This is a genomic window from Mesorhizobium sp. M7A.F.Ca.CA.002.09.1.1 (assembly GCF_003998555.1).
Taxonomy (GTDB): Bacteria; Pseudomonadota; Alphaproteobacteria; order Rhizobiales; family Rhizobiaceae; genus Mesorhizobium; species Mesorhizobium ciceri.
In genome coordinates this window covers 1-1429 of record NZ_RZRR01001160.1, presented here as the reverse complement: position 1 = coordinate 1429, position 1429 = coordinate 1, and the positions used below count along the sequence as shown (strand labels likewise).

The 1429-nt window shown below is 60.2% G+C and carries 1 protein-coding gene and 1 pseudogene; both read right to left on the bottom strand.

Annotated elements, in window-relative coordinates; all coding sequences use genetic code 11:
- Positions 1-88 precede the first annotated feature (88 nt).
- A complete protein-coding gene (locus EN994_RS31330) occupies positions 89-880 on the bottom strand; it encodes a GGDEF domain-containing protein (RefSeq protein WP_013531037.1) in 792 nt (263 codons plus the stop codon).
- A 105-nt stretch (positions 881-985) separates the two neighbouring features.
- Positions 986-1429 (bottom strand): annotated as a pseudogene (locus EN994_RS31325) (tRNA (adenosine(37)-N6)-dimethylallyltransferase MiaA); the annotation flags it as partial.

Sequence of the window (1429 nt, the reverse complement as noted above, 5' to 3'; positions counted from 1 at the left end):
GAAGCGGAGCGGACATTTGAGTCCGTGAGCATCGGAAGCGCAGAAAACGGCGCCAGACGGCCAGCCTCACGAATTCAGGGACGGGATTTTAGGCGCAGACGCGGTTGCGGCCTTGCCTCTTCGCCTCGTAAAGCTGGCGGTCGGCGCGGCGATAGAACTCTTCCGCTGTTTCCTTGCGGTCCCAGACGGCTAGCCCGACGCTGGTGGTGATCTTGAGGCGGACATTGCCCGACAGCACCGACATGTTGGCGATCGCCTTGCGGATGCGCTCGGCAAACTTGCCCAGAAGCTCGGCGTCCATGTTGGGCGTGACCACGGCGAACTCCTCGCCGCCCAATCGCGCCACCACATCGTGGTAGCGCGTCATATCCTTGAGACAGCTTGCGACGGCCTTGAGCACTTCGTCGCCGACGTCATGGCCATGGGTGTCGTTGACCTGCTTGAAATGGTCGAGATCGAGGATCATCAGCCCGACAGGCTTTTCGATGCGCCGGAACTCCTCGAGATACTCCTTCAGCGCATCATCGAAATAGCGCCGGTTCTGCATGCCGGTCAGGCCGTCGGTCAGCGCCGCATGCTCGAGTGTTTCCGACCGCGCGCTGAGCGAGACCGTCATGGCGCGCAGCTTGCCCTCCTCCGTCGCCTGTTTTCGAATCAGCGGATAGATGAAGAAAATGCCGAAGAACAGCGCGGTGGCCAGGAGCACGCCGGTCGCGAACAAGAGCTTGTTGAGATAGATGACCTTGTCCAGACCCGAAGCCGTATGCAACTCGTCGGCGAAGGACTGCAGAAGTCCATAAGCATGCAGCGTCACCAGGCCGGCGGCCAGGATCACGAATATAAAGACGAAAAACGCTGATTCCGCCTTGTGGAAACGCATCTGCTCCCCGTTGGAAAAGTGCCCATCGACCTTATGGCATGGGCGGGCTTACGGAGGGTTAATTTGGACAACCACAACGGGAACCTTTCCTTGCAGGTAAACTTTTCAGGTTGCATCGGAAGCAAGCGCTGAGATCGTGGTTTCCAGATCATCACCGGGGTGCAACCTCAGCCATTCCGGCCCCAATTGATGCCTGAACCAGGTGGTTTGCCGCTTGGAATATTGCCTGGTCGCGATCTTGGCGCGTTCGATTGCCTCGGGAAAGCCAATCCCTCCGGCCATCGCCGCCTGCAGTTCGCGAACGCCGATCGCTTTCATCGCCGGCAATTCGGGATCGAGGCCAAGTGCCGCAAGCCGCTTGACCTCGTCCAGCGCGCCCTTGTCCAGCATTTGGTCGAAGCGTTTGTCGATGCGTCCGACCAACGCCGCCCGATCCGGCTCGATCACCAGGAAACGCGCGCTTTGCCTGTCGATGAGCGGCTGGCCGCGCTCTGCCTGCCATTCCAGGATCGAACGGCCAGACGCATCGAGAACCTCCAATGCCCGCAC

What these genes read in the sequence shown, in the direction of transcription:
- EN994_RS31330 (WP_013531037.1), bottom strand. Translation starts at nt 880, where the DNA reads ATGCGTTTCCACAAGGCGGAATCAGCGTTTTTCGTCTTTATATTCGTG.